This is a genomic window from Halopelagius inordinatus (genome assembly GCF_900113245.1).
GTDB classification, from domain to species: Archaea; Halobacteriota; Halobacteria; order Halobacteriales; family Haloferacaceae; genus Halopelagius; species Halopelagius inordinatus.
Window position 1 is genome coordinate 427,953 of record NZ_FOOQ01000002.1, and the last position, 25,661, is coordinate 453,613.

At 67.2% G+C, this 25,661-nt stretch carries 24 protein-coding genes; 9 read left to right on the plus strand and 15 right to left on the minus strand.

Annotated features, from left to right (window positions below):
* Nucleotides 1-233: 233 nt before the first annotated feature.
* Genes BM167_RS09940 through pyrG form a run of 3 tightly spaced genes read right to left on the minus strand, consistent with a single transcriptional unit; the run spans nt 234 to nt 3,123 of the window.
* Nucleotides 234-557 (minus strand): DUF7126 family protein, encoded by a 324-nt coding sequence (locus BM167_RS09940; RefSeq protein ID WP_092892011.1) that lies wholly within the window; start codon nt 555-557, stop codon nt 234-236.
* Nucleotides 554-1,471: a glutamine-hydrolyzing GMP synthase gene (gene guaA / locus BM167_RS09945; protein WP_092892013.1), complete on the minus strand. Its 918-nt coding sequence runs from the start codon at nt 1,469-1,471 to the stop codon at nt 554-556. Before guaA ends, BM167_RS09940 begins: the two co-directional genes overlap by 4 nt.
* Complete coding sequence (gene pyrG, locus BM167_RS09950; protein WP_092892015.1) at nt 1,471-3,123, minus strand: glutamine hydrolyzing CTP synthase; 1,653 nt, start codon at nt 3,121-3,123, stop codon at nt 1,471-1,473. The genes guaA and pyrG overlap by 1 nt, the downstream gene beginning before the upstream one ends.
* Nucleotides 3,124-3,273: 150 nt before the next feature.
* Here pyrG and BM167_RS09955 point away from each other — a divergent pair, with 150 nt between their 5' ends.
* Entirely contained in the window at nt 3,274-4,044 is a 771-nt protein-coding gene (locus tag BM167_RS09955) for a PHP domain-containing protein (protein ID WP_092892017.1), read from the plus strand.
* A 6-nt stretch (nt 4,045-4,050) separates the two neighbouring features.
* On the opposite strand, the gene BM167_RS09960 is transcribed toward BM167_RS09955, so the two are convergent.
* A complete protein-coding gene (locus tag BM167_RS09960) occupies nt 4,051-5,187 on the minus strand; it encodes a saccharopine dehydrogenase family protein (RefSeq protein WP_092892019.1) in 1,137 nt (378 codons plus the stop codon).
* Nucleotides 5,188-5,319: 132 nt separating this feature from the next.
* On the opposite strand from BM167_RS09960, the gene BM167_RS09965 reads away from it, so the two are divergent.
* Nucleotides 5,320-6,120, plus strand: coding sequence for an aldo/keto reductase (locus BM167_RS09965; protein WP_092892021.1), 801 nt, complete (start codon nt 5,320-5,322; stop codon nt 6,118-6,120).
* A gap of 131 nt (nt 6,121-6,251) precedes the next feature.
* Nucleotides 6,252-6,419 (plus strand): CpXC domain-containing protein, encoded by a 168-nt coding sequence (locus BM167_RS18480; RefSeq protein ID WP_177213330.1) that lies wholly within the window; start codon nt 6,252-6,254, stop codon nt 6,417-6,419.
* Between the two features lie 45 nt (nt 6,420-6,464).
* Here BM167_RS18480 and ppc read toward each other — a convergent pair whose 3' ends face one another.
* Complete coding sequence (gene ppc, locus BM167_RS09970; protein WP_092892023.1) at nt 6,465-9,161, minus strand: phosphoenolpyruvate carboxylase; 2,697 nt, start codon at nt 9,159-9,161, stop codon at nt 6,465-6,467.
* A gap of 244 nt (nt 9,162-9,405) precedes the next feature.
* Between ppc and BM167_RS09975 the strand changes: the two genes are divergently transcribed.
* Complete coding sequence (locus tag BM167_RS09975) at nt 9,406-10,251, plus strand: cytochrome B (RefSeq protein WP_092892025.1); 846 nt, start codon at nt 9,406-9,408, stop codon at nt 10,249-10,251.
* Between the two features lie 105 nt (nt 10,252-10,356).
* Nucleotides 10,357-11,940, plus strand: a complete 1,584-nt coding sequence (locus BM167_RS09980) for a succinic semialdehyde dehydrogenase (RefSeq protein WP_092892027.1) — start codon at nt 10,357-10,359, stop codon at nt 11,938-11,940.
* A 9-nt stretch (nt 11,941-11,949) separates the two neighbouring features.
* Here the strand turns inward: BM167_RS09980 and BM167_RS09985 are convergent, their stop codons facing one another.
* The 3 genes from BM167_RS09985 to BM167_RS09995 all read right to left on the minus strand — a co-directional run bounded on the left by BM167_RS09985 (nt 11,950) and on the right by BM167_RS09995 (nt 14,739).
* Complete coding sequence (locus tag BM167_RS09985) at nt 11,950-12,213, minus strand: ubiquitin-like small modifier protein 1 (RefSeq protein ID WP_177213364.1); 264 nt, start codon at nt 12,211-12,213, stop codon at nt 11,950-11,952.
* Between the two features lie 91 nt (nt 12,214-12,304).
* Nucleotides 12,305-13,510: a DUF8167 domain-containing protein gene (locus BM167_RS18485; protein ID WP_092892031.1), complete on the minus strand. Its 1,206-nt coding sequence runs from the start codon at nt 13,508-13,510 to the stop codon at nt 12,305-12,307.
* Nucleotides 13,510-14,739: a DUF8167 domain-containing protein gene (locus BM167_RS09995; protein WP_092892033.1), complete on the minus strand. Its 1,230-nt coding sequence runs from the start codon at nt 14,737-14,739 to the stop codon at nt 13,510-13,512. The genes BM167_RS18485 and BM167_RS09995 overlap by 1 nt, the downstream gene beginning before the upstream one ends.
* A gap of 98 nt (nt 14,740-14,837) precedes the next feature.
* Here BM167_RS09995 and BM167_RS10000 point away from each other — a divergent pair, with 98 nt between their 5' ends.
* Nucleotides 14,838-16,043 (plus strand): NAD-binding protein, encoded by a 1,206-nt coding sequence (locus BM167_RS10000; RefSeq protein ID WP_092892034.1) that lies wholly within the window; start codon nt 14,838-14,840, stop codon nt 16,041-16,043.
* A 21-nt stretch (nt 16,044-16,064) separates the two neighbouring features.
* Here BM167_RS10000 and BM167_RS10005 read toward each other — a convergent pair whose 3' ends face one another.
* The 5 genes from BM167_RS10005 to BM167_RS10025 form a co-directional block, all read right to left on the minus strand.
* Nucleotides 16,065-17,513, minus strand: a complete 1,449-nt coding sequence (locus tag BM167_RS10005) for a universal stress protein (protein WP_092892036.1) — start codon at nt 17,511-17,513, stop codon at nt 16,065-16,067.
* Nucleotides 17,514-18,242: a guanosine phosphorylase gene (locus BM167_RS10010; protein WP_092892038.1), complete on the minus strand. Its 729-nt coding sequence runs from the start codon at nt 18,240-18,242 to the stop codon at nt 17,514-17,516. It abuts the gene before it with no gap.
* A gap of 496 nt (nt 18,243-18,738) precedes the next feature.
* On the minus strand, nt 18,739-19,251 hold the full coding sequence (locus BM167_RS10015) for a hypothetical protein (RefSeq protein ID WP_092892040.1): 513 nt from the start codon (nt 19,249-19,251) through the stop codon (nt 18,739-18,741).
* A gap of 49 nt (nt 19,252-19,300) precedes the next feature.
* On the minus strand, nt 19,301-20,164 hold the full coding sequence (locus BM167_RS10020) for an ATP-dependent ribose-1-phosphate kinase (RefSeq protein ID WP_092892042.1): 864 nt from the start codon (nt 20,162-20,164) through the stop codon (nt 19,301-19,303).
* A 205-nt stretch (nt 20,165-20,369) separates the two neighbouring features.
* On the minus strand, nt 20,370-21,209 hold the full coding sequence (locus BM167_RS10025; RefSeq protein ID WP_092892044.1) for a DUF63 family protein: 840 nt from the start codon (nt 21,207-21,209) through the stop codon (nt 20,370-20,372).
* 57 nt (nt 21,210-21,266) lie between these two features.
* Between BM167_RS10025 and BM167_RS10030 the strand changes: the two genes are divergently transcribed.
* Both BM167_RS10030 and deoC read left to right on the plus strand, forming a co-directional pair.
* Nucleotides 21,267-21,497: a hypothetical protein gene (locus BM167_RS10030; protein ID WP_092892046.1), complete on the plus strand. Its 231-nt coding sequence runs from the start codon at nt 21,267-21,269 to the stop codon at nt 21,495-21,497.
* A gap of 56 nt (nt 21,498-21,553) precedes the next feature.
* A complete protein-coding gene (gene deoC, locus BM167_RS10035) occupies nt 21,554-22,192 on the plus strand; it encodes a deoxyribose-phosphate aldolase (RefSeq protein ID WP_092892048.1) in 639 nt (212 codons plus the stop codon).
* Between the two features lie 36 nt (nt 22,193-22,228).
* On the opposite strand, the gene BM167_RS10040 is transcribed toward deoC, so the two are convergent.
* Nucleotides 22,229-23,452 (minus strand): PQQ-binding-like beta-propeller repeat protein, encoded by a 1,224-nt coding sequence (locus tag BM167_RS10040; RefSeq protein ID WP_092892050.1) that lies wholly within the window; start codon nt 23,450-23,452, stop codon nt 22,229-22,231.
* A 111-nt stretch (nt 23,453-23,563) separates the two neighbouring features.
* On the opposite strand from BM167_RS10040, the gene BM167_RS10045 reads away from it, so the two are divergent.
* Nucleotides 23,564-24,817 (plus strand): tRNA (N(6)-L-threonylcarbamoyladenosine(37)-C(2))-methylthiotransferase, encoded by a 1,254-nt coding sequence (locus tag BM167_RS10045; protein WP_092893065.1) that lies wholly within the window; start codon nt 23,564-23,566, stop codon nt 24,815-24,817.
* A 21-nt stretch (nt 24,818-24,838) separates the two neighbouring features.
* On the opposite strand, the gene BM167_RS10050 is transcribed toward BM167_RS10045, so the two are convergent.
* Nucleotides 24,839-25,597 (minus strand): ZIP family metal transporter, encoded by a 759-nt coding sequence (locus BM167_RS10050; RefSeq protein ID WP_092892052.1) that lies wholly within the window; start codon nt 25,595-25,597, stop codon nt 24,839-24,841.
* Between the last annotated feature and the right edge of the window lie 64 nt (nt 25,598-25,661).

Below are 25,661 nucleotides of genomic sequence, written 5' to 3' on the forward strand. Positions count from 1 at the left end.
GAGTTCTGCGACGCCCCGGTGAACGGGGAGACGTCACGGCGATTGCGATGGGCATCGGTCACCTCATCGCGTTTCTCGCTACGAGTGGGACCCACTTCAACCGTGACGACCGTAAGTTCGATTTCAGCCGTTTCAACCCCGGAACGTGGGTTTAATTCGGATTTATTCGGTGAAACAGTCCGTACCGAGGGGTCGCGGTTCGAGCGAAAAATTTCGAGTGCGGCCGGGGTCGCTTACGCGCCGACCAGTTCCTCGGCGACGACGTCGACCGAGAGGAGGTCGGGGTCGACCGCGAGGTCGGTCTGCCCGCGGACGAACTCCGGGAGGGAGTCGCGGGCGTACGTGACGACGCGCACGTCGGGGTTCTCTTCTTTCGCGACCGGAATCGCCGAGGCGTCGTCCATCTCCGTGAGGACGAGGAGGTCCGCCGTCTCGATTCCCGCCGCGAGGAGCGATTCTCGGGTCGCCATCCCCTCGATGCGGGTCAGGTCCGCACCGTAGTCGAGGAGGGCGTCGCCGAGTCCGTCTGCGTCTTCGCCTGCGATGAGCACGGTCATTCGTACTCGATGGTGGCCGGAGGCTTGTGCGTTACGTCGTAGACGACGCGAGCGACGTTCTCGTTCTCGCCGGTGATGCGCGATTGGATGCGTTGGAGCGTCTCCCACGGGAGTTCCTGCGCCCGCGCGGTCATCCCGTCGCGGGATTCGACGGAGCGAACGGCGACGATCCAGCCGTGGACGCGGTTGTCGCCCTTCACGCCGGTTCCCTTCCCGATGACGGCGGCGAACGCCTGCCAGGGGTCGTGTTTCTCGACTTCGTCTTCGACGACGTGACACGACGCGCGCGCCACCTCGACTTTCTCCTTCGTCACCTCGCCGATGACGCGGACGGCCAGTCCGGGGCCGGGGAACGGCATCCGCTCGGAGATTATCTCTTCGAGGCCGAGTTCGCGGGCGACGTCCCGCACCTCGTCTTTGTACAGGTCGCGGACGGGTTCGACGATGCCCTCGAAGTCCACCACGTCGGGCAGGCCGCCGACGTTGTGGTGGGATTTGATGTTGCCCTCGCTCTCGATTCGGTCGGGGTAGATGGTCCCCTGCACGAGGTACTGCGCGTCGGACGCCTTCGCCTCGCGTTCGAACTCGCGGATGAACTGTTCGCCGATGACCTTGCGCTTCTCTTCGGGGTCCGTGACGCCCGCGAGTGCGTCGAGGAAGCGGTCCTCACCCTCGACGACCTGCAGGCTATCCATGTAGCTGAAGGTGTCGCGAATCTGCGCCGTCTCGCCTTCGCGCATCAGGCCCGTGTCCACGTAGACGGGGGTGAGTTGGTCGCCGATGGCCCGGTAGGCGAGTGCCGCCGCGACGGAGGAGTCCACGCCGCCCGAGAGGGCGATGATGGCGTGTTCGTCGCCGACGGCGTCGCGAATCTCTTCGACCGCGTCGTCGATAAAGGAGTCCGCGTCGACCATCAGGCCTCCACCTCCTCGCGGTTGCGGGCGTCTAACTCGCCGAGGACGGCGTCTAAGAAGCCGACGAACGGCGGACTGGCGCGGTCGGGGCGCGACCGAAACTCGGGGTGGAACTGCGTCCCGAGGAAGTAGGGATGGTCGTCGCGTTCGAGAATCTCCATACGATTCGCTGCGCGCCCGGAGAACGTGAGGGCACCGGATTCCAGTTCGTCGATGTACTCGGGGTTGACCTCGTAGCGGTGGCGGTGTCGTTCCGTGCAGACGGTGTCGCCGTAGACGCGTTCGGCCAAGGTACCGGGTTCGATATCGGTTTCGTGGGCGCCGAGACGCATCGTCCCGCCCATCTCGTCGAGTTCGTACTGTTCGGGCAGGAGGTCGATGACTGGGTGGTCCGTGTCGGAGTCGATTTCGGCGGAGTGTGCGCCGTCGAGTCCGAGGACGTTACGGGCGTGTTCGATGACGGCCATCTGGAAGCCGAGACAGAGGCCGAGGAACGGCACGTCGTTCTCGCGGCAGTAGCGGATGGCCTCTATCTTCCCCGCGGTGCCGCGGGTGCCGAACCCGCCGGGGACGACGACGCCGTCGGCCCCCTTCAGGCGGTCCGCGTGCTTGTCGAGCATCTCGTCCGAATCCACCCACAGCACGTTCACGTCGGTCCGGCGTTCGATACCGGCGTGTTTCAACGCCTCGTGGACCGACATGTACGCGTCTTCGAGGTCGTACTTCCCGACGAGTGCGATATCGACCGACTCGGTCCGGTCGCGCGTGACGAGTTCGCGCCACCGGTTGTCGCGTTCGTCCGCCGGAAGGGCCTCGTCCGCGAGGTTCAGACGCTCCATGACGTACTCGTCTAATCCCTCCTCTTCGACCATCAGAGGGACGTGGTAGATGTCCTCTACGTCCGGGTTCGAGAACACCGCGTCCGTCGGCACGTCGCAAAAGAGCGCTATCTTCTCTTTGGTCTCGGAGTCGAGTTTGTCCGACGACCGGCCGACGAGGATGTCGGGTTGGAGGCCGGTGCTTCGGAGTTCCTTCACGGAGTGTTGCGTCGGTTTCGTCTTCTGCTCGCCGTTCTTCGAGTACGGAACGAGGGTGACGTGCGTAAACAGGATGTCGCCGTCGTCTTCCTCGTGGGCGAACTGACGGAGGGCTTCGAGGTAGGGCATCCCCTCTATGTCACCCACCGTGCCGCCGACTTCGACGATGCAGACGTCCGTCCCCTCGGCCGCCTCGCGGATGCGGCGCTTTATGTCGTCGGTTATGTGGGGGATAATCTGGACCGTCTTCCCGAGGTAGTCGCCCGAACGCTCCTTTTGGATGACGTGTTGGTACGTCTTGCCCGTGGTGACGTTGTGGTCCGAGGTCATGTCCGTCCCGAGGAACCGTTCGTAGTTCCCCAGGTCCAAGTCCACCTCGCCGCCGTCTTTCAACACGTACACCTCGCCGTGTTGGTAGGGGTTCATCGTCCCCGCGTCCACGTTCAGATACGGATCGACTTTGACCGCCGTCACGTCGAATCCGGCGTTCGAGAGCAGTCGTCCCGTACTCGCGGCGGTGATTCCCTTTCCGAGGCCGGACATCACGCCCCCCGTTACGAAAATGAACTTCCGACCCAGCGACGGGTCGTACCCGGTTTCGGGTTCCTTCGGCATACCGAGTGTGTGCCAGCGCGACTCAAAACCGTTTCGGACGGACGATTCCGTGTCAGGTAACCGCACGTTCGTTCGAATCGAACACGTCGTGGGAAACGTTCGCACGGCGGCGCAAGGTTCTATCCCGACGGCCCCCTATCGACGACCAACGTGTACGACTACCACGTCCACTCGAACTACTCCGACGGCGACTTCCTCCCGTCGATGCTCGGGGCCGCGGAGGCGGCCGGACTGTCGGGCGTCGGCATCGCAGACCACTGCGTCGTCGTCCCAGACGAGCGGATACGGCGCTTTCGAGACGCATACGGCTTCGCCCTCGACCAGACGTACCCCCGACGCCGAGGCGCGATAGAGGAGTTACGCGACCGGTTCGAAATCGAGGTGTACGACTCCGCCGAGATGGATTACGAACCGGACGCCGAAGCGGAGATTCGAGCGTTCCTCGACGAGGCGGCGTTCGACTACACGGTGGGGAGCGTCCACTCTCTCGACGGGACGAACGTCCACTACGAGGAACCGTTCGCCGCGATGTCGGAGGCCGAACGCCGCGCGACCGTCGAGCGATACTTCGAGAAAGTGGTCGCCCTCGCGGAGTCGGAACTGTTCGAGATAGCCGCCCACGTCGACTTGGTCGAACGCAACGCCGCGCTTCGCGGCCTCGCGACCGAAGACCAGTACGACCGCGTCGCGCGGGCGTTCGCCGACTCGCGGACGGTCCCCGAGATAAACGCCGGGCGCGTCCTCGACGACTACGGCGAGTTCCACCCGACGCCCGCCCTCTTTTCGGCTCTGCGGGACGCGGGCGTCGAGTTCGTCGTCGGCACCGACTCTCACGCGCCGGACGAAATCGCCGCCCGCGCCGAGAAGATTCGAGAGTTCACCGCCTCGACGGGCCTCTCGCCCGTCGAACTCGACCTGTAGCCCGCGTCAGTAATCGCCCCCGCCTCGACCCGTCGTCTCTTCGAGTTCGGGCCCGCTGACCCGTTCGACCACCTCGTCGCCGTCGATATCGACGCGTTCGGTGCCGGGGACTTCGAGAATCAGGTCCGGGCCGAACGCCGAGGCGGGCGTCTGATAGCCCGTCGGCGCGTCGCCCGAGAGGGTTTTCTCCACGCACAGAAGCGACGTTTCGACGGTCAAGCGGTACGTCTCGGGCGTTCTGAGGCGGGAGACGACGCGGCCGCCCGGCGACCGGGCCTCCCCCCAGACGAGGCCGTAGCCCTCTCTGCGGGTCCGTTCGTCCGGTCCCTCGACGTACCGGTCCACGAGACGGTGCAGGACCGCTTGCACGGGCGCGGCGCTCAGAAGGCCGCCGAGGTAGTTCGCGGCCCCGAGGAGTCGGCGGCCCGCCGGAGGCATTGCGGCGTACACCTCGATGTTCGGAATCCCGGTGGTGACGTGGGCCGTCGACACGTCGCCCCACGGGATGGTGACCGCGCGCTTCAGGCCCTCGCCGAAGTCGATGGCGCGGGTCTTGTGGCCGACCGGGACCCACCGCAGGTCGCCGTTCTCGCGGACCGCGCCGCCGTCGCCGATGCCCGAGAGGACGGTCTTCGTCGTTCCCTTCGAGATGGTTCCCGCGGCGTCCAACCCGAGAGCGAGATGCGTCGCCGCCGGGAGTCGCCGCTTCAGGTGGGCGGCGAGACAGTCCGTGGGGACCACGTCGAACCCGACGCCGGGGAGGAGCGTCACGCCCGCGTCGTCGGCCTCCGCGTCCCGCCGCTTGATTCGCTCGAAGACGGAGAGTTCGCCCGTGATGTCGAGGTAGTGCGTCCCCTCTCGGATGCAGGCGTCGACCATCGGGTCCGCCGTCTTCTCGAACGGCCCCGCGCAGTTGAGGACGGCGTCCACGTCGTCGACGAACGCGGCGGCCTCCCGCACGTCGAACGTCCGACTCGGGAGGTCGAGGTCCGACGCGACGGCCGACACCCGCTCGGAGTCGCGTCCGGCCAGAATCGGTTCGAGACCGCGTTCGGCCGCCGCCTCGGCGACGAGTCGCCCGGTGTAGCCGTACGCGCCGTACAGCAGGAAGGTGGCGTCTGAGTCCGCATCGGAGTCGGTCATCGCTTCCTCGTTGACCCGTTACGGGATTAGTGGTGTCGGTCCCGTTACAGGACCGCGGGGCGGGCCGACGGCGGTACCCGACGACTCTGCCGGGACCGTAGCCGTTGACCCACTGGTGTCCGAGAGGGCGGTATGGATATTCCGCAGTTCGGTCTCGGGACGTACCAGATGGACGACCTCGACGAGTGCGCGACTGCGGTCGAGACGGCAGTAGACGTCGGCTACCGCCACATCGATACCGCGCAGGGGTACGAGAACGAGGCGGCCGTCGGCGACGGCATTGCGCGCGCGGACGTGGACCGAGAGGACCTGTTCGTCGCCTCGAAGATAGACACGGAGTCGCTCGCGTACGACGACGTCCTCGAATCGACGCGCGAGAGCGCTCGGAAACTCGGCGCGGACAGTATCGACCTGATGTACGTCCACTGGCCGATACAGACGTACGACCCAGAAGCGACGCTCCCGGCCTTGGACGAACTCGTCGACGAGGGCGTAATCGACCGAATCGGCCTGAGCAACTTCCGACCGGACCAACTCGAAGACGCCATCGACCGACTCGACGCGCCGGTCTACGCGCACCAAGTCGAGATGCATCCGATGCTCCCGCAGGACGAACTTCACGAACTCGCCGTCGAACACGACCACCGACTGGTGGCCTACTGTCCCATCGCCCGAAATCAGGTGGCGGACGTGCCGGAGATTCGTGAGGTGGCGGAGAAACACGACGCGACGCCCGCGCAGGTGTCTCTCGCGTGGTTGATGCAGAAAGAGAACGTCACCGCCATCCCGAAAGCCGCCTCGCCGGACCACATCACGGAGAACTACGCCGCACTCGACGTGGAACTCGACGCCGACGACGTGGACGCGATCGACGGAATCGAGGACCGTCACCGCATCGTCGACTTCGAGGAAGCCCCGTGGAACCACGGCTAACTCGGTGCACCGAACCGGCGCTTTCTCGTCAGACGACGCGTTCTCCGAGCGACTCCGATACCGGTTAGACGGGCTGACGTTCCCGACGGCGTTTAAAAAGATATACTATCCATCACGTTCGAACGATTGGTATGGCAGTCGCGGCAGTGGCGTGCCCGCACTGCGGACAGGTGATAGACGCCGAGTTCCCTCCGGAGGGCGACGTCGGAGGCGTCCGCCGTCGACTGAAGTCGCAGTTCCGACTCACCCGGAACACCTGCCCGAAGTGCGGTCGCCAGTACGACATCAGACAGCGTTGAATCGACTCCGACCGACCGTCCGGAATCCGGGCGAGCCCTCCTTTTTCACCCGGTGTTTTTCATCCCCGCGGCGATGCCTTTGACCGTCAGTCTGAGCGTCTGTTCCTCGATTTCGGTCCTGTGAGACTGCGCCAGTAGATGCGTCTGGAGCAGGTTCAACGGGTCGACGTAAGGGTTCCGGCGACGGAGGCTCTGCTGTAACCAGTCGCGCTTCAAGAGCGACTCGCGGCCGCTGACTTCGCGGACGACGTCGCGCGCACGGTTGTACTCGCCTTCGAGACGCGGGAAGAACGACTCTCTGAGCGACGGCTCCGCCAGGTCCGCGTACTCGCTCGCGATGTCGAAGTCGGTGCGCGCGAGCGCTTGAGAGGCGTTGTCGAGCGTCGTCCGGAAGAACGGCCACTCGTCGTACATCTCGCGTAGCGTCTCCACGTCGCCGCCGTCGTCGAGATACGCCTCGATACCCGTTCCGAGCGCGTACCATCCGGGGAGGATGCACCGCGATTGCGTCCACGAGAACACCCACGGGATGGCCCGGAGGTCCTCTACCGTGCGTTCGGCGTCGGAGCGAGAGGCGGGGCGAGAGCCCAGGTTCAACTCCTCTATGACCGTGATGGGCGTCGCCTGCTCGAAGTACGAGACGAAGCCGTCCGATTCGAGCAAGTCGTAGTACTCTTCTCGCGCCGCCGCGGCCATCGTGTCCATCGCGTCCATCCACTCGTCGGGGACGTCCTCTTCGGGTTCGCGGATGGACTCGAACCGCGAGCGAACCTGCGCGTTCAGCATCTGTTCGAGGTTTCGCTCCGCGATGCGGGGGTTTCCGTACTTCTCGGCGATGGCCTCGCCCTGTTCTGTGAACTTTATCTGACCCGTCACCGTCTCGTTCGGAAGCGCGAGCATCGCCTCGTTCATCGGGCCGCCGCCGCGGGAGATGGACCCACCGCGGCCGTGGAACAGGCGCATCTTCACGTCGAAGTCGTCGCAGATGTCCGCGAGGCGACGTTGGTTCTTGTAGAGGTCCCAGTTGGCCGCGAGAAAGCCGTTCTCCTTGTTCGAGTCGGAGTAGCCGAGCATTATCTCTTGGACGTTGTTCCGCGCGGCCAACACCTGCTCGTACGCCTCGTTCTCGTAGAGGGTACCCATGATGCGGCGCGCGCCGTTCAGCGCCGACTCGGTTTCGAGCAGGGGAACGACGTCGAGTCCGCAGTGGTCGGGCAGGGAGACGACGCCCGCCTGGTCCGCGAGGAACAGCACTTCGAGGACGTGACTCGGCTCTTCTGTCATCGAGATGGCGTAGGTGTCTATCGCGCCGACGCCGAACTCCCGTTGCCACTCGCCGAGTTCCTGAAAGCGCTCGAGGACGCGCTCTGCGGTGTCCGAGACGTCGCCGGGGTCGTCCAGATTCACCGTCGTCTCGGACTGGAGAACGGCGTCGGTGAGTATCTCGACGCGTTCGTCCTCGTCTCGCCCGCGGTAGTCGATGCCCTCGTTGGCGAGGGCTTCGTGGACCGCCTCGGTGTGATTCTCGCGGTGGTCGCGCAGGTCCAGGCTCGCGAGCGTGAAGCCGAACGTGTCCACCTGCCGCATGAGCGGTCGGAGATACTCGTCTGCGACTATCTCCGCACCGTTGTTCCGGAGGCTCTGGTCGATTACCTCCAGATCTTCGAGGAGTTCGTGGTGGTCCGCGTATCCGCTCGGGCGGACGTCCTCGATGCGTCGGAGGCGTTCGCGCATCAGTTTCAGCTTCTGGCGGTACGGTTCGTCGGGGTACCGCTCTTCGGTTTCGACGGCGACGCCGGGCAGGCGCTCTCTGTCGGCCGCGAGAGAGCGTTTGAACTCGACGCCGGTGTCGATTCGGTCGCCGTCCTGACTGAGGACGCCCGAGAGACGCTTCAGCGCGTCCTGGTACTTCCCGAGGACGACCGCGCGTTGCCGTTCTAAGGTGTCCGTCGTCACGTCCGTCGTCACGAACGGGTTGCCGTCTCGGTCCGACCCCGCCCACGAGCGGAACTCGAACAGTTTCGGCACCTCTACGTCGGGGTACTCGTCCGCGAGGACGTCCTCTAACTCGGCGTACACCTCGCCGACGACGTCGAAGAGGATGTTCTCTAAGTACCACTGGACGTTTCGGGCCTCGTCTTGCGGTTCCGGTCGGCGCTGGCGGACCTGCGACGTCTGCCAGAGGCTCGTCACCTCGGCGTCGACGCGCCGCCACTCTCGGTCGTGTTCCTGATCCGTGAGGCGGCGTTCGTCGAGTTCTTCGAGGTCACGGGCGATAGAGCGGAGTTTCGCCTTCACGGTCTTCCGGCGGGCTTCTGTCGGGTGGGCGGTGAACGTCGGTTCGATGAGGACGTCGTCGAGGACGCGCTGGACCGTATCCGCGTCCGCGTCCCCCTCGACGAGTGCCTCGACGGTGGCGAGAAGCCCGTCGTTGAGCGACCCCTCCTGTGAACTCTCGCGGATGGTGCGGACGCGCTCTCGCTCTTCTGCGAGGTTGATGAGTTCGAAGTAGGTCGTGAACGCGCGGGCGACGACGCTCTCTCCGGCGGGGTCGAGAGCGGCGAGCGTCCGGTGAAGCGAGTCTCGCGAGCCGAGTTCTCCCTTTCGGTAGTCGATGGCGGCCGTGCGGAGGTCCTCTACGGTCTCGAACGACGCCGTCGACGTCTGCTCTTCCAAGACGTCCCCGAGGAGGGCACCCAACTCTCGGACGTCCTGTCTGACGTCCCTGGTATGCAGTTCCATAACTTGGAGTATCCCCGCGGGACGGTAAAAGCACCCGAACCCGGCCGAAAATTTGCCCGAGCGTTCGAAAAATCGTGAAAGACAGGCCGTGGTGTCCCAGTTTCCGGTTTCCGAACGCGCCGGATGCGGACCCCGCCGGGCGAGACGGGGCGTCCGGCAGTCCTGGTTCGCGCCTCGAACGGCGGCGCTGTCGCCCGAACGGGGGTTTCGTCACCCTTTTTACCGGCGACACGAACTGTCGGGTATGAGCGAGAGCGACAAGTATCCCGAGGACTCGGGCCGCCGCCGATTCGTCAAGGGAGTCGTCGGTGGGGCGACGCTCGCGGGCGTCGGGGCGACCGGGGTCGCCGGTATCAACAGCGCGACGTCCTCCACGGGTGCCGGTGGTGGGACGACGCAGGCGTTCGCCATCGAGAACACCGCCGGTCCCGCGCCGCGCGGGATGCCGCAGATACCGATCGAAATCGACGAGGAAGGCTACCTCAAGGGCGTCTGGCCCGAAGTCAAGACCGTAGAGGAAAACGGTGTCTCCATCCAGATCGCCGAGACCGAAGACTACCAAGGAAGCGGCGTCACCTACTCCTCGGAGTGGTTCCAGTACTGCGGCGTCGAGTCCTACGCGGGCATCGAACCGGACTACGACAGCGACAACTACTTTATCTCCGGTTCGAACCCCGGCTACGACTGGCAGTCGGAGGAACTGTCGGAGGGTGACCGCCTCAACGTCAGCATGTTCGAAGACTACCAGAGTTGGGGCAACGGCATCGGTGCGTCCGGCCTCGGAAAACCCGCCACCGGCCGGTGGCGGTCCGAAGACGCAGAAGACACCATCCCGATTCAGGTCATCCGCTCTCCGCGGATAGAGCAGATGGCGCAGGACGACCCGTGGCTCCAAGCGTCGACCGATCAGGGGTTCGTCGCGTGGCTGAACAAATGTACGCACTTCTGTTGCGTCCCCGGGTACAAACAGGCCGAAGACGCCGCCAAGTTCGACGCGGCGGACGACGTCTACTGCCAGTGTCACCAGTCCGTCTACGACCCGTTCAGCCTCGTCGAAACCCTGTTCGTCGCCCGCCCGCGTCCGGAGTAGTCGGACCGGCCCGGCGCGCGGTTTCGCCGACAGAGAGAGCCTGCCGTCTTCCGTTCTCGCTTTCGTTCCCCGTCCGTTATATGACGCGCCGACGAACGTCGGCCTATGGAATCCTCCACGCCGCCGTCGGTTCGTCCCGACCGTCTCGACGCACTCGCGTCGGCCGTCGAGACGACCGACGACCGACCGACGCTCGCAGTCGAGTCTCCGTACGACGGGCAGACGCTCGGGTCCGTCCCCGCCTGCACGGGCGAGGACGTCGAATCGGCGTTCGCCCGCGCCCGCGAGGCGCAAGCCGAGTGGGCCGACCGACCGCTCGGGGACCGAGTGGCGGTGTTCGAGCGGTTTCACGACCGCCTCCTCGACCGGCAGTCTGAGGTGTTGGACCTCGCGCAGGCCGAGACGGGGAAATCGCGATTCGACGCCCACGAGGAACTCCTCGACGTCGCCGCCACTGCGCGCTACTACGCGAACCACGCCGCAGACCACCTCGCGAGTCGGCGGCGGAGCGGTGCGGTCCCTCTCCTCACGCGGGCGGTCGAACACCGCCGCCCGGTGGGCGTCGCCGGGGTCATTTCGCCGTGGAACTACCCCATCACCCTCGCCGTCTCCGACGCGATTCCCGCGCTTTTGGCCGGCAACGCCGCGGTTCTGAAACCCGACGAACGGACGCCGTTCACCGCGCTCGAACTGGCGGATTTTCTCGTCGAGTCGGGTCTGCCGGCTGACCTCGTCCCCGTCGTGACGGGGCGCGGGTCGGACCTCGGCGAGGCGATAGTCGCCGAGGCGGACCACGTCTGTTTCACCGGGAGCACGGAGGTGGGCCGCACCGTCGCGGCGAACGCCGGGCGGCATCTCACGGACTGTTCGCTCGAACTCGGCGGGAAGAACCCGCTTCTCGTCCTCGCGGACGCCGACGTGGAGACGGCCGCCCGCGGTGCCGCCCGGGGGTGTTTCGCGAACGCGGGACAGCTTTGCGTCTCAGCCGAACGGGTGTACGTCGACGACTCGATTCGCGAGGCGTTCGTAGACGCGTTCGTCCGCGAGACGCGGCGGTTGTCGCTGGGCGCGAGTTACGACTACGACGCGGACGTCGGCTCTCTCGCCTCCGAGGCCCAGTTAGAAAGGGTTCGGTCGCACGTCGAGGACGCAGTCGAGAAGGGCGCGACTGTGCTGACCGGCGGCCGTCGTCGCTCGGACGTGGGACCGTACTTCTACGAACCGACGGTCCTGACCGACGTGACGCCGGAGATGGCGGCGTACGGCGAGGAGACGTTCGGCCCCGTCGCCTCCGTCTACGGGGTGTCGGGTATCGCCGAGGCCGTCGAACGCGCAAACGAGGGGCCGTACGGCCTGAACGCGAGCGTCTGGTCCGAGGACACCGCGCGCGCCGAACAGGCCGCGGCGCGAATCGACGCGGGGTCGGTGAACATCAACGACGCCTACGCGGCGACGTGGGCGTCGCTCGACGCGCCGATGGGCGGGGTGGGCGACTCGGGACTCGGCCGCCGACACGGCGAACAGGGGATGGCCCGGTTCACGGAGAGCCAGACCGTCGCGACGCAACGCGGTCACCCCCTCGTTCGGCCCGAGGGGATGCCGAGGCGTCTCTGGGTCTGGCTCATGAACGCCAACGCCCGTCTCGGCAAGTGGGCGACGTCGTGGCGGCGCGGGTTCGGCGGGGAGTGACGCTCTCGGTCACCCGCCGCTGACCGGCGGAAACAGCGCCAGTTCGTCGCCGTCCGAGACGGCGTCCGACTGGGACGCCGCGCTCCCGTTCTGCAGGAGGTTGACGTGCTCTCTGAGTTCGCCGTCCTCGTCCAAGATGCGGTCTCCGAGCGCGTCCCGGTCTTCCAGGAGCGCGTCGAGCGCATCGCGCACCGTGGCGTCCGACGCGACGGGAACGTCCGTGGTTCGGTCGCCCGCCGCCTCCGCGAGGTCCGCAAACAGCTTCCAGCGCACCGTTGTCATGGTAGTATCTCTCCGGGGCGGGAAAATGAGGGTTGCGCCCGAAGTCGGTCACCGTCCGGCGTCGGCGCGGCGTCTGGAGTCGTCACTCGCCCGTCGCGGGAGCGTCCTTCGTCGCCGCGGCGCGACCGGAGACGCGCCGAATCGCTTCGGGTCTGGCGACGACGTAGAGCACGTCGCCCGCGCCCAGCGACCGAGAGCGCGACGGAATCGCCTCTACGACCCCGTCCGACGGTTTCACCGCGGCGACGGTGGCGTCCGCTGCCCTCAGCGTCTCCCCGTCGAGTTCGCTCCCCGCTTGCACCGTCACGGACTCCATCGTCTCGTCCGCGGCGCGGAGGAGCGACCCGAACTCGTGTTCAGCGCCGGGTTCGTCGGGGAGCGTGAGGATGCGGTACGACTCCGCGGGGTCCAACTGGACGGCCTCTTTTTCGTCTAAGACGACGGTGGCCACGTCGCCCGCGGTGGCGCGCAGTTCCGCCGTCGCCGCGCGTTCGGGTTCACCGTCAGGTCCGGTTCGCCACAGTTGGACGGCGTCGCCGGCGCTCGCACCGGCACCGGGGTCGGCCCGAACCGCCACCGCCGCCGTCCCCGGTGCGAGCGTCGGCCCGATACCCGCGGCGCGGCGGCCGACGGCGAGGTAGGTGACGGTGCCGTCCGCGTCTATCTCGACGTCGACGTGGCCGACGCCGTGGTCGGTCTGCAGACGTTCCGTGAACCGTTCGACGAGTTCGCCGTCGCGGAGGCGGCGGGGGAACAGAAGCGTCTTACCCGCCAGCGTGGCCTTCCGTTCCTCGGTGACGGGTTCGTAGCCGTCGATGTCGTCGATGTCGTCGGTCGACTCGGGGAGTTCGATGCCGCGGACGCGGCCGACGGTCCGCACGAGGCGGCTGACCTCCGCGTCGATTTCGTGCGCCCCCGACACCGCGAAGACGTTGGTCGCGATTCGGTCGCCGATCGCGAGTCCCGTGGGTGCGACGAGGACGGCGAGACCGAGAGCCGAGACGTTGACCAGCATCGTCGTCGGTTCGAACACCGCGGGCGAACCGACCATCGGGTCGGTCGCGGCCCTGAACAGACCGACCGCCTGTCGCGAGACGGCGACGGCGGACCCGCCGACCATCGCCGTTATCCACGCCGGGATGCGCTCTCTGGTGTACCAGCGGTAGACGAGTGCCGCGGCGGCGGCGGCGACGGCCGCGAGGACGCCGAGGCCGAGTACCTCGCCGACGAGAGCCGCGAGTTCCGCGTCGATACCGACGTCGGCGAGGCCGAGTTGCGGGAACTGCATCACGCGACCGCCTCCGCGAACGCCGTCAGATCTGTCGCGCTTCCGACGGCGATGACGTCGTCGTCCGCCTCGATTCGTCGCTCTCCGCGAGGGGCGAGAGACCACCGACCCTCGTGGCGGACGGCCAACACCGCCACGGAGAACTGGTCGCGGACCGTCGCCTCGCCCAGCGTCGACCCGTCGAGCGCTCCGCCCTCTCGAACGGTGAGTCGCCGGAAGCGCTTCCCGGCGCGGCGGAGCAGGTTTATCAACTCGAACTCTCTTCGGACCCCGCGAGACCGAACGACGAGACGGTCTACGTCCGTCGCGACGAGTCGGGTGGCCGTCGGGCGGTCCACCGCGAGGGTCACGCGACACTCCCCGCCCGCGGCGGCCGGAACCGTCTCCGGTGGCGGCGGCACGTCTTCGTCCGTGCCGCCGTCCGCGAGTGCCGCGTCGGCGCTCGGTTTCGCGACCGGTTTCTCGCCGTCCACGACGCCGAACACCGTCGCGTCGAACGCGTCGCCGCCCGCGAACACCGTCACTTCGTCGCCGCGGGCGACGCCCGTGGGCGCGAGTGCGGTCACCGAGATGGCGCGCTTGCCCGCGGCGAGTCGCTTCGAGAGTCCGCTCATCGGCGGCGCGGCGGCGACTGTCGCCCGCGCCCGTTCGTCGAGCGTCACCGACACGTCGGCGAGGTCGAACTCGGTCTGGAGGCGGTCTGCGAACCTCGTCTCCAGTTCGTCGACCGGGACGTCGGCGGGAAACGTCCACTCGCCCGTCGAAATCTTCTCTCTGAGGTCCGCGGGAAGCGGCGGATACCCCTCGACGTCGGCCACGTCGCCGACGACGGTGACGCGCACCTGCCCGCGGCCGCCGACTAGCTCCACCACGTCCGCAGAGAGCGTCCGAGCGGCGAACCGTCCGAACGAGAGTCGCCGCGGGAGGTTCTCGCCCATCTTGTCTCCCTGGCCGTGCGCGTACAGCGTCACCATCAACACGACGAGGAGAGCGACGGTGAGACGCACTTGGCTCTCGGACCCCGTCAGAGAGGGGTCAGCAAGCGCCAACAGGCCGCCGTTGAGGCCCGCGATGGCGACGCCGAGGCCGACGACACCGAGTCCGGGGATGGTGATGCCCGTGAAGTACTTGAAACCGAATCCCAACGCCCACGCGATGAGTGCGGGGACGAATCCCGTGAGCACCCCGAGGTAGAGTCCGTAGAGGAGTTCGAGGGGGAGTGATGCCATACGACGTACGGATACTCCGGATAGATTACTGTTTCCGTATCCGCGCGCGGACGCCGCGGTTCGACGGCCTTTATGCCGGGCGGTGGTCACGAAGGGACATGGCACCCGAATGGGCGGGCAAGTACGCGCGGTGGGTCGGGACTCGCGCGTCGTTTCTCTCGACGCTCGTCGTCGGGATTTTGGCCGTCGCCACCGGTGTCGTCAACATCGGCGCGGGGCTGAGCGGCGGCAGTACCGTCCTGTTCGGCGTCACGGTTCCCGACATCGTCCTGCAGATTACCGCGTTCACCGGCACTATCACCGGATTCTTGCTCCTCTTGAGCGCGTTCGGCCTCCGCCGCGGACTTCGGGCCGCGCTGTACGCCGCCCTCGCACTCCTCCCGATAACGGTGGCGCAGTCTCTGATACAGTCGGCCAGTCGCTCCGTTCCGCTGTTGGCGCTTTCTGTCGTCGCGTTCGTCCTCCTCGTTTTGAACCGGCAGTCGTTCGACCGCGAGATGGACGTGACGACGACCCAAATCGCCGCGTTGAGCGCGCTCGCGGGGTCGCAAGCGTACGGAACCATCGGGACGTTCACGCTCAGAGAGGAGCACTTCGACGGCGTCAACAACCTGCTCGACGCGTTCTACTTCTCGCTCGTGACGGGGAGTACGGTCGGGTACGGCGACATCACGCCGAGTACGGCCGTCGGCGAACTGTTCACGCTGTCGATGCTCGTGCTCACCGTCTCCTCGTTCGCGGCGGTGGCCGGCGTCGTCCTCTCTCCGCTCATCGAAACGCAACTGTCGAAAGCACTCGGACGCATGACCGAACAACAACTCGAACTCCTCGAAAACCACGTCCTCGTCCTCGGCCACGGGGATCTGACGGAACCGATACTCGAAGAACTCGCGGGCGCGAACACCGTCGTCGTGACGCCGGACGAGGAACGCGCGCGCCGCCTCACGGAACGGGGCTACACCGTCCTCACGGGCGACCCGAGCGACGAGGACACGCAACGGACGGCGCGGATACAGACGGCGTCGGCCGTCGTCACCGCGACGAACAACGACGCGGAAGACGCGCTCGCGATACTGACGGCGCGGGAACTCCACCCCGACGTGACTATCGTCGCGGCGGTGACCCAACGCGAGAACGCGGACAAACTGAAGCGCGCCGGAGCGGACACCGTCATCAGCCCGATATCGCTCGGAGCGCATTTCCTCGCGGAGTCCGCGCTCGGCGGCGAGAACGTCGAGGAACTCGAACGGCGTCTGTTGGGCGACGGGCCCGACTCCTCGGACGGTACGCCCGACGCGGAGTAGACGGTGCGGGCGGTGAGAGCGTCAGGGGTTCCCGCGGTTGAACACGGCGACGTCGCAGTCGGCTTCGTGGATGCGTCGGAACGTGGGCGGGGAGACGAACCGCGAGGCGGCGGACCGTTCGTGACTCGACCCGATGACGAGGAGGTCGTAGCCCGACGCGTTGGCGCGGACGAACGACGACACGTCCGACCGCGATACGCGCGTCTCTATCGGTCCCTCCGCCGTCTCGACGAGGTTCGCGAGTCGGCTTTCGGCGGCGCGGCGTTCGACTTCCTTCGCGATGCACGTCGTGACGCTGACGATACCGCTGCGACCGGCGAGTCTCGTCGCGAAATCTATCATCGCGTGGGCCGTATCGCCCGGCCGCGCGACGAGGACGAGGATGCGCCGCCAGCGCCGCGTCTCGGTCGCGGACTTGAACGCGACGGCGTCCAACCGGCCGCCGAAGACGCCGCCGACGTAGTTCGAGAGCGTCCCGCGGTCCTCCTCGTACGGCGTCACGACGAGGTCACAGTTCGCGTTCTCGGCGGTTTCGAGCGTCGTCGGAACCGGCTCTCCCGACGCGACGACGACTTCGCAGGGGACGCCGACGTGGGTTCGTATCTCCGAGGCGCACGACTCCAGTCGCTCTATCGCCTCGTCCGTCTCGCGCGAACGAGGCGTCTCCTCGCCGGACGGTCCAGCGGCGTCTAACTCCTCTCCCTCGGGACTCGCCTCGGGGCCCGAAGAGACCCGTTCCGGCGGGACGACGTCGAGGAGGACGACCTTTCCGGCCTCGTGGGCGGCCGCGAGGTGAGCGCCGAAAAGCGCCGTCTGGGCGGCCGTCTCGCCGCGCATCGGGACGAGGACGTGGTCGTCGCCGCGGACCGTCTCGTAGAGGTACCGTGCGCGCTGTTCGTAGAACCGCGACCGCCAGACGACGAAGACGACGGCGACGATGCTGGACGACAGGAAGATACTCACCACGTAGGCTACGGGGTCGACCTGTCCGGCGACGAGCGTCAAGAGCGCAGTCGAGAACGCGGAGGGCGCTTCGACGTCCGCAGCCCACGTCACCAACGCGGTCAAGAAGACGGCGAGTCCGGCGCTCTCGGGGCGGACGAACGCGTCTCCCGCCGGACCGGAGAAAAGTTCCGCGAACTCGAACGCCGCGAGTCCGCAGAGCGCTCCGAGCGTCAGTCCGGCCACGAACTTCCCCGGTTTCGAGTACCGGCCCTCGGGGTCCGAAAACAGCGTGAACGTCCCGGCCGCAAGCGGCGGGAAGAGCAGAAACGAGAACGTCGAGAGAGCGTTCGAGAGGTAGGTGACGAACGCGATGAGGAGGGGAACGAGGACCGCGACGATGAGGTGAAGCAGGTTGTTCGTGTTCTGTAGCCACCGGCGGAACTCCGAAGCCTCTCGTCGCTCGACCCGACGGAATCGGGAGAGAGCGGCCGAAATCCACGCGAGGAGGCTCCGAAGCGGGTTCATCTACGCGAGCGTCGTCACCGCGTCGAGGGTGAGCGAAATCGCGCGCTCGACGTTGTTCTTCGCCTTCTCGGGAAGTTCCTCCTCTCCGTCCGCGCCCTTCTGCGTCCCCTCGACGAGGTTGCCGTCGACGGTGCAGATGGCCCCGGCGCGCATCCCTTTTCGTCGGGCGAGAGCGAACACCGTCGCGGCCTCCATCTCGATGGCGAGCAAGTTCGCGTCCTCCCAGTCTTCGACGTAGTCGTCGGATTCGTTGTAGAACGCGTCGTCCGAGACGATGGGGCCGACGTGGACGTCCTCGTCGTTTTCCTCGGCCGAATCGACAAGAGAGGTGAGCACCTCGTAGTCCGGGACCGCGGGGTAGACCGCCGATTCGTAGCGCTTCGAGGTGCCCTCCTCTTTCGCCGCGCCGGTGGCGACTATCATGTCGCCGATTTCGATGTCGCTTTGGAGTGCGCCGATGGTACCGACGCGAATCACGGTATCGACGCCGACGCGCGACAGTTCCTCGATGGCGATGGCGGCGGACGGACAGCCGATACCCGTCGAACAGATGGTGAGCGGAACGCCCTCGTACGTCGCGTTGACTATCTTGTACTCGCGGTTGGCCGACACCTCTTCGACATCCTCGCACTGCCCGGCGATTCGGTCCACGCGTCCGGGGTCGCCCGGGACGAGTGCGATGTCGTTTACGTCTCCCTCCGACACGAGTAGGTGGGGCTGTTTTGCCATACGCACGTCGTCTCGTCTGTACGTCAAAAGCGCCGCGGTCCGGTACTCCGTCGAGACGGGTCAGTTACGAGGAGTTTAACCACGCCTAACGTGTGGTTCGACGAGATTACCGTCGGCTAACCTGCACGTAACTAACTATGTCCCCCTCTGATGTGTAGGTGGCCGCCGGGTACCACCCGTGGTCGTCGAAACGATGGATTCGGTCGGCGGAGCGCTCCCCCGTGCTCCGCCCGCCCTCGCCGCTCCGCAACGGTGCGGCGGTCTCCCGTCGGTGCGGCGAGCGCCTCCCGGACGTGCGGTCGTTCACGGGTCTCCCCCGACCCGTCCCCCCATCCCCCTTCCCGCGCCCGCCGTCCGGTGGTCGCGTCTCACGGACGGTCCCGGCGGCCCACCCGTCCCCCTTCCTTCCCATTCCCCCCTTCCCCCTTTCGCGGCCCGACCCGAGAGCTGCCGCTCGGAACCGAGCGGTCAAATCCTCATCGCCGAGCGGTGCGGCTCAGACGACGGACGTGAGAAGCGGTGCGACGAGGACGAGTCCCGCGCCGAAGACGAGAGAAGAGCGGAGCCACTGGCCGCAGACCGCAGTCGAGCGCTCCTCGTATATCGTCCGTCCGGCGCGCGGGAGGACGAAGTACGCGAAAAACGAGTAGATGAACAGGACGACGGCGACGACGGCGACGACGTGCGGCACGACGCCGAGACGCCCCACGACCGGCCCGACGGGGAGAAACGCCGCCCAAAGCAGATAGAGGACGGCGTACATCGCCCCCGCGAGAACCCCCACGGCGTGGTGGACGACGTTCGCGCCCACGAACCCGACGTCGTCGGGCGGGATTCGCAGGAGGACGGACGTGGCGACGTACGCGGGGGTAAACCCTTCCTCTTGCTGAATCATCGAGAGATCCATCGCGAGAGACGCGATCAGACCTGCGAGCGCGCACAGAGCGATAAACAGAGGTGCCTCGCCGGGGTCGAACAGGCCGACGACGGCGAGGGCGACGGGTGGCATTCGTCAGACCCACGCGATGCCGACTCATAAGGGCACGGTTCCGGGTCGGTCACTCGCCGAGGAACGACCGGACCGCATCCCGCGAGAGCGTCCCGAGCGAACCGGGCGAACGGGAGACTATCGCGCCGCAGGCGTTCGCCACCGCGAGGGCGCGTTCGAAGTCGGCACCGGCGGTCCGTTCGGCGATGAACCCCGCGGCGAAGGCGTCGCCCGCACCCGTGGTGTCCACCGCGTCGATGGGGTAGCCCGGATGTGCGATTCGGTCGCCGTCGTCTCTGACCTCCGCGCCGTCGGGGCCGTGTTTGAGAACGAGCGTCTGTTCGGCCAACTCGAACGCGTCGAGCGCGAGTGCGGCCTCGCGGTCGTTGAGAAACAGGTAATCGACGGTCGAAATCGCGGTCGAGTAGGCCCGCTCGCCGATGCGTCGGCCGGGGTCGAAACTCACCGTCAGTCCGGCGTCGTGAGCCCGCCGCGCGAGTTCCGTCGCCGTCTCCGGTCGCTGACTCGTGAGGTGGAGGTGGTCAGCGCGTTCGAGTTCGGCGTCCGGCAGGTCGTCGGCGTCGAACGCCTCGTTCGCGCCGGCGCAGCCCAGGACCATCACTTCGCCGCTCGGTTCGACGACGATGTACTTCGTCGCCGTCTCCCCGTCGGGGACGGTGACGACGCTGTCACAGTCGACGCCGTTCGAGCGGAGTTGCTCGCGGGCGGTCCGGCCGTGGTCGTCGTCGCCGACGCTACCGAGAAGCGACGCCTCCGCACCCAAATCGACGAGTCCGCAGGCGACGTTCGAGGCGCTTCCGCCGCCCGAGGCGGTTCTATCGCGGACGGTCGCCTCGCCGTCGGGTTGTGGGAGGGCGTCGACGCGGAACAGCACGTCCCAGTTCAGGTGACCGGCACAGACGATACGGGGCATCTGACCGCAGGTCACGCGCCGCGTGTAAAAACGCTCGCGTCGGGCGGGTAGGGGAAGCCTACCCGGCGACGTTGACGAGACGCTTCGCGTCTCGTCCGCCAACCGGAACGCTTCGCGTTCTGGTGACGTTGCCGAACCCCGTTCGGCGAGCAGTCGGATTCCGTCCGATGACGGCGCCGAGGGACCCTCGGCAGGCCGACGGATGTTATCCAGCGACGGTGAAGAGAAGCAGATTGTGCGCGCCCGGGCCGAGTCCGACCGCCGCCACGAACCCGAGGAGCAGAAAGCCCTCGGTCGGTTCCTCGCGGACGTAGTCGGCGAACAGGGCGACGACGCCGCAGACGACGGCGAGTTTGACGAGGACGAAAAGCCACCCGCCGCCGAGGTAGGGGTCGGTCGGCAGTCCGTGAGCGAACTCGATGATGAACCGAGAGAGCGGCGTTCGCTCGCCGAAGCCGAGCAGGTCCACTCCGACGGCCGTCGAGACGGCGTCGAGGCTGTGACCGAAGACGGCGAGTCCGCCGACGACGCCCGTGACCGCCGCGGGGGGGTGCGCGCGAACGAGAACCGCCCACGCGACGGCGGCGACGGCGGCCGAAGCGACGAGGCCGATGACGGGAACCGAGGGCGACAGCGTCCCGTCGGACGCGCCGGCGAGGAGAACCGCCGCGGAAGCCGCGAGAGCGAGAGCCGTACCGACGCCTCCGAGGATGCGGGCGGCGGAGTCGTCCGCGCCCGCCGACGCCGCGCCCGCCGACGAGACGGCGTCGGAAGCGACCCACGTCGCGACGCCGAGGATGGCCACCGAGACGTACACCGCGGGCGTCCCCGCGAGGGGGCGGACGACGCCGGGGAGGGCGTCGAGGACGAACAGGACGTGGAGGGCCGAGCCCAGAACCATCCACGGCGCGAACGCGAGGATGCGGTGGGGCGTCACCGCCGGGCGTCTCTGGTACGCCTCGCGTCCGACGACGCTGCCCGCCACGAAGAGGAGAGCGAGGTACGTCGGCGGCGGAAGCGCGAATCCGTCCGGAAGTATCGCCATGCCGGAGGGGCGCGGGGGCGGCGTGAAAGCCTTACGGAAGGTCGCCGACGGTGTCGTATGGTCACCGACGACGACTCGCCGACCGACGTCGAATCCGGTCTCCCCGAGTTCAGCCCGGGATGGGCGGTGCTCTTCATGCTCCTCGGGAGTTTAGCGACGCTCGTCGCTCTCGCCGCCGTCGGAGCGCTCTCAGCCGAGTTCGTGCGGTCCGCGGTGGTCCCTCTCGGGTGGGCCACCGTGGGCATCTCCGCCGTCTGGTGGGCGTTCGAGACCCTCCGGGACCGGTAGCGCCCCGAACCGGGCGAGTCGGCGCGTTTTTGGCCCGCCGTACCGTCGCCCCGCGCATGGACCGAACGGAGTTCGCCGCCCGCATAGACCACACGGTACTCGGCCCGCAGACGACGCTCGACGACGTGAAACGGGTGTTAGACGACGCCGAAGAGCAGGGGATGAACGCCTGCATCCCGCCGTGTTACGTCGCCGAGGCCGCCGAGTACGCGCCGGACGTGACGCTCGCGACCGTCGTGGGCTTCCCGCACGGCCAGCACTCGACGGCCGCGAAACACGAGGAGGCCGCCGACGCGTGGCGGTCGGGCGCCGACGAACTCGACGTGGTCATCAACGTCGGGCGACTGAAAGCCGGCGACGACGACGCCGTCGCCGAGGACATCGCGGAAGTCGTCGCGGCCGTCCCGATTCCGGTGAAGGTCATAATCGAGACGGCTCTCCTGACCGACGCGGAGAAACGCCGCGCCTGCGAGGCGGCCGTCGATGCCGACGCCGACTTCGTGAAGACCTCCACCGGGTTCGCCGATGGGGGCGCGACGGTCGAAGACGTGGAACTGATGGCCGAGTATCTCCCGGTGAAGGCGAGTGGCGGCGTCGGTTCCTACGAGGAGGCGATGGCGATGTTCGAGGCGGGAGCCGAACGCATCGGCGCGTCCTCGGGCGTCGAACTCGTCGCCGGGCATCCCGACTCCTGACGCGCGGTCCCGTTCGAACGCCGGTTCGGCCCTCTCTCACTCCATCGCGTAGATACGCGACTCGGCGTTTTTGTCGCCCTGCGTGGCGAAGAAAAGCGCGCCGTCGGCGACGCTCACGCCGGTCGTCGGCGTTCCCTCAACGGAGACCGACCACCGCTTCGCGCCGAATCGAGCGTCGCCGACGCCGACCCCGCCGTCGAGGTTCGCCGCGACGACGCCGTCCTCGCCCCCGAGGTACGCCACCGACCCCGAGGCGGCGGGCGGCGCGCCGAAGTCGCCCGCTATCTCCCAGCGCACCTCGCCGGTCCGGTGGTCGAGTCCTCGCGCCCGCGCGAGGTCCGTCCCGACGACGATGCCGTCCGCGAGTGCGAGTGCGCCGTGCGCCGTGGGGCCGTCCTCGGCGCGCCACCGCGTCCGTCCGGTGTGCGCGCCGCCCGAGAGGCGGTAGACGCCGCCGCCGAACGTCCCCGCGTAGACGCCGTTCGACCCTTGGACGGCGAGTGCCTCTATCGACCCGCCGAGTTTCCGCCGCCACAGACCGCGGCCGTCGTAGAGGTTGTACACCTCGCCGCCCGTCGTCCCGACGTACAGCGAGTTGAACGGGAACGCGAGTTTCGACACCTCGCCGAACACCTCGAACGTCCAGATGGGGTCTCCCGTCTCGAAGTCCAAAACGGCGACGAGTCCATCGTCGGTTCCGACGGCGACGCCGTCGTCGGCCGGAACGGCCGGCGTGCGAACGTCCGTTCTGTCTCCCGGCACCCACCGCCAGCGCTCCTCGCCCGTCTCGGCGTCGAGAGCCAGAAGGCCGCGTCGGTCCGCCGTCCCGACGTAGACGGTGTCGTCCACCACGGCGGGCGAGGTGAACTGCGGAGACCCGTAGTTGGTGTCGGTGTCCGTTCGCTCCCCCACGCGCCAGCGTTCCTCGCCGGAGGCGGTGTCGAGAGCGCGAAGGCTCTCCGCGAGAGGGACGTACGCCGTGTCGCCGACGACGGCGATGCGGCCGGTGGGCCACCCGCCTTCCACGTTCCACCGGGCGGTCGGTTTCTCCGTCGGACCGACGGGGTTCGGGTTGTAACTCGTCGCTTGCGCGTCGAAGTGGGGGAGGGGCCAATCGGTCGTCGCGTCGTCGGGGACGGGTGCGCCGTCGCCCAAGTCGCCGTCGAGTTCGTCGGCGCTATCGACGCACCCGGCGAGAGAGGCGGTGGCCGCCGCGCCGACGGCCGCGAGGAAGCGGCGTCTGGACGTGTGGGAGGGCATCGGTCTCGTGTTTTCGGGGTGAAAGTATATTCTTTCTGGAACGTTCTCCGCCCTCGTTCGGCCCGTACCGTCGCGCTTTTGGCCGCCGAACCGATATCTCACGACGACCGAATGGCCCGATATCACATCGAGACGTACGGCTGTACCTCGAACCGCGGCGAGAGCCGCGCCATCGAGAGCGCGCTTCGCGACGCGGGGCACTACCGCGTCGACGCGCCCGAGGAAGCCGACGTCGCCATCATGAACACCTGTACGGTCGTGGAGAAGACGGAGCGGAACATGCTCCGCCGGGCCAAAGAACTGGAGGCGGAGACGGCGGACCTCATCATCACCGGCTGTATGGCGCTGGCGCAAGGCGAGGAGTTCCGCGAGGAGGAGGTGGACGCCCAGATTCTCCACTGGGACGACGTCCCCACCGCCGTCACGAACGGCGAGTGTCCGACGCCCGGCCCCGGCGTCGAACCCGTCTTAGACGGCGTCGTCGGCATCCTCCCCATCGCTCGGGGCTGTATGTCGAACTGCTCGTACTGCATCACGAAGTTCGCCACCGGCCGCGTCGACTCGCCGTCGGTCACGGAGAACGTCGAGAAGGCTCGCGCACTCGTCCACGCCGGAGCGAAGGAGATTCGAATCACCGGCCAAGACACCGGCGTCTACGGCTGGGACGACGGCGACCGGAAGCTTCCGGAACTGCTCGACCGAATCTGTTCCGAGATAGACGGCGACTTCCGCGTCCGCCTCGGCATGGCGAACCCCGGCGGAATTCACGGTATCCACGAGGAACTCGCGGCGGTGTTCGACGAACACGAGAACCTGTACAACTTCATCCACCTGCCCGTCCAGTCGGGGTCCGATACGGTGCTAGAGGAGATGCGCCGCCAACACCGCGTCGAGAAGTTCGTCGAGATAGTCGAGACGTTCGACCGGGAGTTGGAGTACTGGACGCTCTCTACGGACTTCATCGTCGGGTTCCCGACCGAGACGGACGACGACCACGCCCAGAGCATGGCTCTGTTCAGGGAAGTCCGCCCCGAGAAGGTGAACATCACCCGGTTCTCGAAGCGCCCCGGCACCGACGCCGCCGAGATGAAGGGCCTCGGCGGCACTCTCAAAAAGGAACGCTCGAAGGAGATGTCCGAGTTGAAGATGGATATCGTCGCCGAGGCGTACGAGGAGATGGTCGGCGAGACGCACCGCGTGATGGCCGTCGAGGAGGGTACCGGCGACTCCGTGAAGTGCCGCGACGAAGCCTACAGACAGATCATCGTCCAGAACGCCTCCGACCACGGCGTCGAACCCGGCGACTTCTTGAGCGTCGAGGTGACGAGTCACCAGACGGTCTACGCGTTCGGAACGCCGGTCTGAACCGGCGCGTGCGCGAGACGCTCAGAGGAGGAACGTCCCGAGGAATCCGGCGGCCGTCGCCAACGTGACGACCGGACCCGCCTGTTCGTAGGCGTCGGGGTAGATTTCGCCCGCCAGCGACGCCAGTATCGCGCCACCGGCGAACGAGCGAACAACTCCGAGCCAGAAGTCCGGCAGGGGCGGGATGAACCAGTAGCCCAGCATCACCGACCCGCCGACGACGAACGCCGTCACCGCCCACGCCGCGAACGTCTTGTCCCTGCCGCGGTTCTCGGACATGTTCGTCGCGGACATCATCGACTGCGAACCGTTCGTCACGACCAACGCGAACAGAAACGCCGTCGCGCCGGAGACGTTCCCGACCAGCAGCGACCCCATCGCCGCGTTCTCGGGGATGCCGTCTGTCGTCACACTCGCCCACAGACCCACCCCGTTCTCCTCGGATTCGTCGTTCATCAGGTGGTCGATGAGGATGTCCAGTCCGCCGAACGCGAGGACGCCCAAGAGGAAGAATCCCGACGCGTTCCACTCGCCGATGTTCCGGACGGCGGGGTCGAACAACTCGAATGCCAACGAGACGACGAGCGACCCGCCGCCGACGGCGAGGAGTCCCGCCTGCCACCCCCGATCCGGGGGGTTCCAGACGCCGACGGCCGCACCGACGGTGAGCGAAACGGCGGCGAACGCGGCGTAGAACCAGGGGTTCGAGAGTAGTCCGCCGACCGAGCCGCTCGGATTCGAAGCCTGAGCGACGACCGGCCCCGCGATGCCGTGAAACATCACGCCGACCTATTGTCCGAGTAAACTGTTATCGGTTTTTGCCGCCGAATCGACGTATTCCGCG

Excerpts from the sequence above, each read along its gene's own strand:
- pyrG (WP_092892015.1), bottom strand. The coding sequence starts at position 3,123 with ATGCCGAAGGAACCCGAAACCGGGTACGACCCGTCGCTGGGTCGGAAG.
- BM167_RS18480 (WP_177213330.1), top strand. The coding sequence starts at position 6,252 with ATGGCAGTCGCGGCAGTGGCGTGCCCGCACTGCGGACAGGTGATAGAC.
- BM167_RS10020 (WP_092892042.1), bottom strand. The coding sequence starts at position 20,164 with ATGCCCCGTATCGTCTGTGCCGGTCACCTGAACTGGGACGTGCTGTTC.
- deoC (WP_092892048.1), top strand. The coding sequence starts at position 21,554 with ATGGACCGAACGGAGTTCGCCGCCCGCATAGACCACACGGTACTCGGC.
- BM167_RS10025 (WP_092892044.1), bottom strand. The coding sequence starts at position 21,209 with ATGGCGATACTTCCGGACGGATTCGCGCTTCCGCCGCCGACGTACCTC.
- guaA (WP_092892013.1), bottom strand. The coding sequence starts at position 1,471 with ATGGTCGACGCGGACTCCTTTATCGACGACGCGGTCGAAGAGATTCGC.
- BM167_RS10005 (WP_092892036.1), bottom strand. The coding sequence starts at position 17,513 with ATGAACCCGCTTCGGAGCCTCCTCGCGTGGATTTCGGCCGCTCTCTCC.
- BM167_RS09960 (WP_092892019.1), bottom strand. The coding sequence starts at position 5,187 with ATGACCGACTCCGATGCGGACTCAGACGCCACCTTCCTGCTGTACGGC.
- ppc (WP_092892023.1), bottom strand. The coding sequence starts at position 9,161 with ATGGAACTGCATACCAGGGACGTCAGACAGGACGTCCGAGAGTTGGGT.
- BM167_RS09995 (WP_092892033.1), bottom strand. The coding sequence starts at position 14,739 with ATGGCATCACTCCCCCTCGAACTCCTCTACGGACTCTACCTCGGGGTG.
- BM167_RS09975 (WP_092892025.1), top strand. The coding sequence starts at position 9,406 with ATGAGCGAGAGCGACAAGTATCCCGAGGACTCGGGCCGCCGCCGATTC.
- BM167_RS10050 (WP_092892052.1), bottom strand. The coding sequence starts at position 25,597 with ATGTTTCACGGCATCGCGGGGCCGGTCGTCGCTCAGGCTTCGAATCCG.
- BM167_RS09965 (WP_092892021.1), top strand. The coding sequence starts at position 5,320 with ATGGATATTCCGCAGTTCGGTCTCGGGACGTACCAGATGGACGACCTC.
- BM167_RS10040 (WP_092892050.1), bottom strand. The coding sequence starts at position 23,452 with ATGCCCTCCCACACGTCCAGACGCCGCTTCCTCGCGGCCGTCGGCGCG.
- BM167_RS09940 (WP_092892011.1), bottom strand. The coding sequence starts at position 557 with ATGACCGTGCTCATCGCAGGCGAAGACGCAGACGGACTCGGCGACGCC.
- BM167_RS09980 (WP_092892027.1), top strand. The coding sequence starts at position 10,357 with ATGGAATCCTCCACGCCGCCGTCGGTTCGTCCCGACCGTCTCGACGCA.
- BM167_RS10010 (WP_092892038.1), bottom strand. The coding sequence starts at position 18,242 with ATGGCAAAACAGCCCCACCTACTCGTGTCGGAGGGAGACGTAAACGAC.
- BM167_RS18485 (WP_092892031.1), bottom strand. The coding sequence starts at position 13,510 with ATGCAGTTCCCGCAACTCGGCCTCGCCGACGTCGGTATCGACGCGGAA.
- BM167_RS10000 (WP_092892034.1), top strand. The coding sequence starts at position 14,838 with ATGGCACCCGAATGGGCGGGCAAGTACGCGCGGTGGGTCGGGACTCGC.
- BM167_RS10015 (WP_092892040.1), bottom strand. The coding sequence starts at position 19,251 with ATGCCACCCGTCGCCCTCGCCGTCGTCGGCCTGTTCGACCCCGGCGAG.
- BM167_RS10045 (WP_092893065.1), top strand. The coding sequence starts at position 23,564 with ATGGCCCGATATCACATCGAGACGTACGGCTGTACCTCGAACCGCGGC.
- BM167_RS10030 (WP_092892046.1), top strand. The coding sequence starts at position 21,267 with ATGGTCACCGACGACGACTCGCCGACCGACGTCGAATCCGGTCTCCCC.